Here is a 6,916-nt window from a genome sequence, read left to right as displayed (position 1 = left end):
GAGACGAAACGCTACTCCCCGGTCGTTGAGCGAGCGGAGCGAGACGAAACGCGGTTCCCCCCGGTCGTTGAGCGAGCGGAGCGAGTCGAAACGCGGTGAGGCTTTCTACGCAGCGCAGATGCGTTTCGTCTCGGTCGCGCTGCGCGCGTCCTCGCTCAACGGCCGGGGGAGGTGTCGGTCTGCTGTTCTGGTCGTTGAGCGAGCGGAGCGAGACGAAACGCGGTTCCCCGGTCGTTGAGCGAGCGGAGCGAGACGAAACGCGGTGAGGCTTTCTACGCCGGGCACATGCGTTTCGTCTCGGTCGCGCTGCGCGCGTCCTCGCTCAACGGCCGGGAATGGTGTCGCGCGGTGCGTCCTCGCTCAACGGCCGGGAGTGGGGTCGCGCTATGCGCGGTCTCGCTCGGCAGCCGGAGGTCAGGCGGTGCGGTCGCCGGGAAGCGGGATGCGGCCCGTGCGCATGACGCGGTCCAGCAGCGCGTCGAAGTCCGCCGCGAGCTCCTGCGCGGAATCGCCCGGCCAGATGTGCAGGGGCTTCGCGGCGCCCTGCGCCTGCTGCAGCGACGTGCGCTCGGGCAGCTGCGGCGACAGCACCAGGGGGCCGAACATGTCGCGCAGCTCTTTGATGCGGAACTGGTGCTCGATCGACTGCGGGCGCACGCGGTTCACGATGATGCCGAGCGGCTGCAGGCGCGGCGACAGGCCGCGGCGGATCTCTTCGATCGCGCGCAGCGCGCGGTCGGCGGCCGCCACCGAGAACAGTCCGGGCTCGGTCACCACGATGACCCGATCGGACGCGGCCCACGCCGTACGGGTCAGTGCATTCAGCGACGGCGCGCAGTCGACCAGCACGAGGTCGTAGTCGGCTTCGATCGAGGCCAGCGCCTCTTCGAGCTTCCACACGTCGCGCACGCTCGGGTGCGGGCCGTCGTAGTTGATGGCCGACGGGCTGCCGATCATGACGTCGATGGTGCCGGGGTGCACCTTCGCCCAGCCGCTCGAGGTGATCGCCTGGCGGACGATCTTCTCCTTGGGGTTGCCGAGGACGTCCGAGACGTTGAGTCGGCCGGCGATCTGGATGTCCATACCGGTCGACACGTCGGACTGGGGGTCGAGATCGACCACGAGGGTGCGGACTCCGCGGGCGAAGGCCGCCGATGCGAGGCCCAGTGTCACCGTCGTCTTGCCGACGCCGCCCTTCAAGGAGCTGACGCTGAGTACATGCACAAATAGATACGTTACCGTCCCCTAGGCTGAGAGACACCTAAGCCCGCGTTCCCCGCCCCTCCGGCACGGGTCGAGCACGAGAGGTTCTCCATGTTCCAGAAGATCCTGGTCGCCAATCGTGGTGAGATCGCGATCCGCGCGTTCCGTGCCGCATTCGAGCTCGGCGCGCGCACCGTGGCGGTCTTCCCGTGGGAGGACCGCGGGTCGCTGCACCGGCAGAAGGCGGACGAGTCCTACGAGATCGGCGAGCGCGGGCGTCCCGTCCGGGCGTACCTGGACGTCGACGAGATCATCCGCATCGCGCTGAAGGCCGGCGCCGACGCGATCTACCCTGGCTACGGCTTCCTGTCCGAGAACCCCGAGCTGGCCGCACGGGCGGCCGAGCACGGCATCACCTTCATCGGACCAACCGCCGACGTGCTCGAGATGGCCGGCAACAAGGTCACCGCGAAGGAGCACGCGATCGCCGCCGGGGTGCCGGTGCTCGCATCCACCCCCGCCTCGGACGACGTCGACGCGCTGGTCGCGCAGGCCGAGGAGGTCGGGTTCCCCATCTTCGTGAAGGCGGTCGCCGGAGGCGGCGGACGAGGGATGCGGCGGGTCGAGACCGCCGCCGAGCTGCCGCCGGCCATCGCCGAGGCGATGCGCGAGGCCGGTGCCGCGTTCGGCGACCCGCGCGTCTTCCTGGAGCAGGCGGTGGTGCGCCCCCGTCACATCGAGGTGCAGATCCTCGCCGACGCGAGCGGCCACACCGTCCACCTCTACGAGCGCGACTGCTCGGTGCAGCGCCGGCACCAGAAGGTGGTCGAGATCGCGCCGGCGCCGAACCTCGACGACGAGCTGCGCGCCCGCATCCACCGCGACGCCATCGCGTTCGCCAAGTCGATCGGGTACGTCAACGCCGGCACCGTCGAGTTCCTCGTCGACACCGCGGGCGAGCGGGCCGGGCAGCACGTCTTCATCGAGATGAACCCGCGCATCCAGGTCGAGCACACCGTCACCGAAGAGGTCACCGACGTCGACCTCGTCCAGTCGCAGATTCTCATCGCCGCCGGCCGCACCCTCGACGAGCTCGGGCTCGCCCAGGAGCAGATCTCGCTGCGCGGCGCCGCGCTGCAGTGCCGGATCACCACCGAAGACCCCGCGCAGGGATTCCGCCCCGACACCGGGCGCATCACGACCTACCGGTCACCGGGAGGCGCCGGCATCCGCCTCGACGGCGGAACGACCGCCGCAGGATCGCAGATCAGCCCGCACTTCGACTCGATGCTGTCCAAGCTCACCTGCCGTGGGCGCGACTTCCCCGCCGCCGTCGCGCGCGCCCGGCGTGCCCTCGCCGAGTTCCGCATCCGCGGGGTGGCCACCAACATCCCCTTCCTGCGCGCGGTCCTCGACGACCCGGAGTTCGTGACCGGAGACCTGAGCACCTCGTTCATCGACGAGCGGCCGCAGCTGCTGACCAGCAACCCGTCCCGCGACCGCGCCACGAAGCTGCTCAACTGGCTCGGCGACGTGACGGTGAACCGGCCGTACGGCGAGAAGCCGCTGTCGGTGTCGCCGGGCAGCAAGCTGCCCGAGATCGACCTGGCCGCCCCGGCGCCCGCCGGGAACCTGCAGCGGCTGCGCGAGCTCGGACCGCAGGGCTTCGCCGAGGCGCTGCGCGCGCAGACCGCGCTGGCCGTCACCGAGACGACATTCCGAGACGCGCACCAGTCGCTGCTGGCGACCCGCGTGCGCACCCGAGACCTGGTGCGCGTGGGGCCGCACGTGGCGCGCATGACGCCGCAGCTGCTGTCGGTCGAGGCGTGGGGCGGGGCGACGTACGACGTGGCCCTGCGCTTCCTCGCCGAGGATCCATGGGAGCGTCTCGCGTCGGTGCGTGAGGCGCTGCCGAACATCCCGATCCAGATGCTGCTGCGCGGCCGCAACACGGTCGGCTACACGCCGCGCCCCGTCGAGGTGACCGACGCCTTCGTGCGTGAGGCCGCGGCCACCGGGGTCGACGTGTTCCGCATCTTCGACGCCCTCAACGACGTCGACCAGATGCGCCCGGCCATCGCCGCGGTGCGCGAGACCGGCACGGCCGTCGCCGAGGTGGCGCTGTGCTACACGGCCGACCTGCTCGATCCGGCCGAGAAGCTGTACACGCTCGACTACTACCTGCGCCTGGCCGAGCAGATCGTCCAGACCGGCGCGCACATCCTCGCCATCAAGGACATGGCGGGCCTGCTGCGCCCAGCGGCCGCGGCCCGGCTGGTCACGACGCTGCGCGAGCGGTTCGACGTTCCGGTCCACCTGCACACCCACGACACCGCGGGCGGGCAGCTGGCGACGCTGCTGGCGGCGAGTGCCGCAGGCGTCGACGCGGTGGATGCCGCAGCGGCCCCGCTGTCTGGGACCACAAGCCAGCCGTCCCTGTCGGCGCTGGTGGCCGCGCTCGCGCACACCGACCGCGACACCGGCATCGACCTGCAGGCCGTCGCCGACCTCGAGCCCTACTGGGAGGCCGTGCGCCAGCTGTACCGGCCGTTCGAGTCGGGCCTTCCGTCATCCACCGGCCGCGTCTACCACCACGAGATCCCGGGCGGCCAGCTGTCCAACCTGCGGCAGCAGGCGATCGCGCTGGGCCTGGCCGACGACTTCGAGCTCATCGAGGACATGTACGCCGCCGCCGACCGGCTGCTCGGCCGCATCCCGAAGGTCACGCCTTCGTCGAAGGTCGTCGGAGACCTGGCCCTCGCCCTCGTGGCGGCCAAGGCCGACCCGGCTGACTTCGAGCAGAACCCGCAGAACTACGACATCCCCGACTCGGTCGTGGGGTTCATGGCGGGCGAGCTGGGCGACCTGCCGGGCGGCTGGCCCGAGCCGTTCCGCAGCAAGGTGCTCGCCGGACGCACGGTCTCCATCGACATCCCGCCGCTGTCGGACGAGGAGAAGCAGGGGCTCGCCGGGGATGCCGCAGACCGCCGCCGCACGCTGAACCGCCTGCTGTTCCCGGGGCCCGCCCGTGAGTTCGAGCAGAACCGGGAGACGTACGGCGACCTGGCGGCCCTCGGCACGCCGGACTACTTCTACGGCCTGAAGCCGGGGGAGGAGCACGTCGCCGAGATCGACCCCGGCGTGCAGCTGTACGTGGGCCTGGAGGCGATCGGCGAGGCCGACGAGAAGGGCATCCGCACCGTGATGACCACGCTCAACGGCCAGCTGCGGCCCGTCTACGTGCGCGATCGCAGCATCGCCGTGGAGGCGCGCGCCGCCGAGAAGGCCGACACGAGCAAGCCCGGTCAGGTGGCCGCGCCGTTCGCCGGCGTGGTGACGGTCAAGGTCGAGCCGGAGCAGGAGGTGGCGGCCGGAGAGCCGGTCGCATCGATCGAGGCGATGAAGATGGAAGCGGCGATCACGTCGCCGGTCGGCGGGGTCGTGGAGCGGGTCGTGATCGGCGAGACGGCGCAGGTCGAGGCGGGCGACCTTTTGGTCGTGGTCCGCCCGGCGCACTAGCCTGTACTGGTCCCGTCCCCTACCGCCTGGAGCAAGACAGCGTGACACCTGATCGCAACGAGCCGGAGCACCCCGAAGAGCCTGAGCACGGCATCCTCGAGGACACCGGCCGGATCGACACCGCGGCCATCGGCCTCATCGGCGGCGCCACGCACGTCGCCCACGTCGACGTCTCGCTGCCCGGGCAGGGCGGCGACGAGGACGACTTCGACGATGACGGGGTCGTCGACGAGGACATCCACACCGCCGACATCGTGATCGACCTCGACGAGGCCGCCGCCCAGGCGGATGCGCTCGACGCCGTCGCCGCGGACGCGGGGGAGTCGGATGCCGCCGTCCAGCACGCCGACCAGGCCCAGGCTGCCGCGACCGCCGCACCGCCTGTCCCGCCGCTGCCGAGCGAGCCCGCACCCGCGGTGCGGGCCGACCCCGCGGCGCAGGCTGAGCCGGCACCGCAGCCGGCCCCGGCCCCGGCCCCCGCCCCGGCCACGCGCGCCGCCGCCCACGATGTGGAGCGTGTGCATCCGCGTCACGAGCTGACACTGGCATCCAAGCGCCTCGGCGAACTCGGCGCCGACCGCGAGACGCCGGATCTGCTCACCGCCGATCGTCTGCTCGACCCGCACCAGGTCATCCGGCCCGAGCCCGAGGGAGCCTGGCGCCAATTCCTCTACTCGATCACCGGCAAGCGCATCAACCTCGGCGACAGCAAGCGCGCCCGTGCGCGCAAGCTCCTCGACCGTCGGATCGCCGCGCCGCTGTCCGGCGGGGCGCGCTTCGTCGCCGTCGTGTCGCGCAAGGGCGGCGTCGGCAAGACGACCGTGACGGCGCTGCTGGGCATGGCCCTGGCCGACGCCCGCGAGGACCGCGTGATCGCCATCGACGCCAACCCCGACCGCGGCACGCTTGCCGAGCGCATCGCCCGGCCCAGCGGCAAGACGGTGCGCGACCTCGTGCGGGTCGCCGGCGACATCGACGGCTACAACGACATCTCCACGATCGTCGCCCGCGACGAGACCCGCCTCGACGTGCTGGCCTCGGACTCCGACCCCCGCGTGTCGGAGGCGTTCAGCGACGAGGACTACCGCGAGGTCGCCCGCATCGCCGCGCACTACTACTCGGTCGTGCTGACCGACACCGGCACCGGCATCGTGCACTCGGTCATGGGCGCCACCCTCGATCTGTCCGACCAGCTCGTGGTGGTCGCCGGGCTCAGCGTCGACGAGGCGCGCCTGGCCAGCGAGACGCTGACCTGGCTCGAGACCAACGGCTACGCCGACGCCGTGCGCAACGCGGTCGTGGTGCTCAACCAGGCCCGGCCCGGCAGCCCGGTCGTGCGGCCGAGCGAGCTCGAGGCGCACTTCCGCACGCGCGTGCGTGATGTCGTGCGGATCCCGTACGACCCGATGATCGGGGCCGGCAGCGCGATCTCGTACCGCGAGCTGCAGCCGGCCACGCGTGCGGCGGCTCGGGAGCTCGCCGCGAAGGTGATCGAGGGCCTGCGCTCCCTGGCCCCCGCCGCCTGAGATGGCGATCCGGCCCATCCGCCTGTTCGGCGATCCCGTCCTGCGCGCCCCGAGTGCGCCGATCGAGACGATCGACGAGGGCGTGCGCGCGCTCGTGCGCGACCTCATCGACACGGTGGAGCCGCCCGGTCGCGCCGGCGTCGCCGCTCCACAGATCGGTGTCGGGCTGCGGGCATTCAGCTACAACATCGACGGCGACATCGGGTATGTGCTCAACCCTGTGCTCGTCGAGGTGTCGGGCGAGCCCACGGCGATCGGAGAGGGATGCCTGAGCGTGCCCGGCCTGTGGCACGACGCGGTGCGGTACCCGCACGCGAAGGTCGTGGGCATCGACCTGGACGGCCGTGAGGTCGTGCTCGAGGGCGACGGCCTGCTCGCGCAGGCGCTGCAGCACGAGACCGATCACCTGGACGGGAAGCTGTACATCGACCGCCTGACGCCCGAAGGCCGCCGGGCGGCGATGCGCCAGATCCGCGAGTCCGACTGGTTCTGACGCACGTCGGATCACCGCGCGCAGCGCGTGCTTCCGGCCGTTCAGCGAGGCCGCGCGCAGCGCAAAAGCACACCGCGTTTCGTCTCGCTCCGCTCGCTCAACGGCCGGGGGTGAAAACGGCCCCGCGTCCCGGTCGTTGAGCGAGGCCGCGCGCCAGCGCGACCGAGACGAAACG

At 71.6% G+C, this 6,916-nt stretch carries 4 protein-coding genes; 3 read left to right on the top strand and 1 reads right to left on the bottom strand.

Features of this window, described 5'->3' with window-relative positions:
• Positions 1 to 414: 414 nt before the first annotated feature.
• Positions 415 to 1,224, bottom strand: coding sequence for a ParA family protein (locus ACIWQI_RS12595; RefSeq protein WP_396657884.1), 810 nt, complete (start codon positions 1,222 to 1,224; stop codon positions 415 to 417).
• A 90-nt stretch (positions 1,225 to 1,314) separates the two neighbouring features.
• Here ACIWQI_RS12595 and ACIWQI_RS12590 point away from each other — a divergent pair, with 90 nt between their 5' ends.
• From ACIWQI_RS12590 to def, 3 genes are read left to right on the top strand one after another with little or no spacing between them, the layout of a single operon-like run.
• Positions 1,315 to 4,722, top strand: coding sequence for a pyruvate carboxylase (locus tag ACIWQI_RS12590; RefSeq protein WP_396657882.1), 3,408 nt, complete (start codon positions 1,315 to 1,317; stop codon positions 4,720 to 4,722).
• Positions 4,723 to 4,763: 41 nt separating this feature from the next.
• On the top strand, positions 4,764 to 6,248 hold the full coding sequence (locus ACIWQI_RS12585; RefSeq protein ID WP_396657881.1) for a MinD/ParA family protein: 1,485 nt from the start codon (positions 4,764 to 4,766) through the stop codon (positions 6,246 to 6,248).
• A 1-nt stretch (position 6,249) separates the two neighbouring features.
• Positions 6,250 to 6,741, top strand: a complete 492-nt coding sequence (gene def / locus ACIWQI_RS12580) for a peptide deformylase (RefSeq protein ID WP_396657879.1) — start codon at positions 6,250 to 6,252, stop codon at positions 6,739 to 6,741.
• Positions 6,742 to 6,916 lie beyond the last annotated feature (175 nt).

It is taken from the genome of Microbacterium sp., from assembly GCF_044508325.1.
Classification (GTDB): domain Bacteria; phylum Actinomycetota; class Actinomycetes; order Actinomycetales; family Microbacteriaceae; genus Microbacterium.
This window is presented reverse-complemented; position numbering and strand designations above follow the sequence as displayed.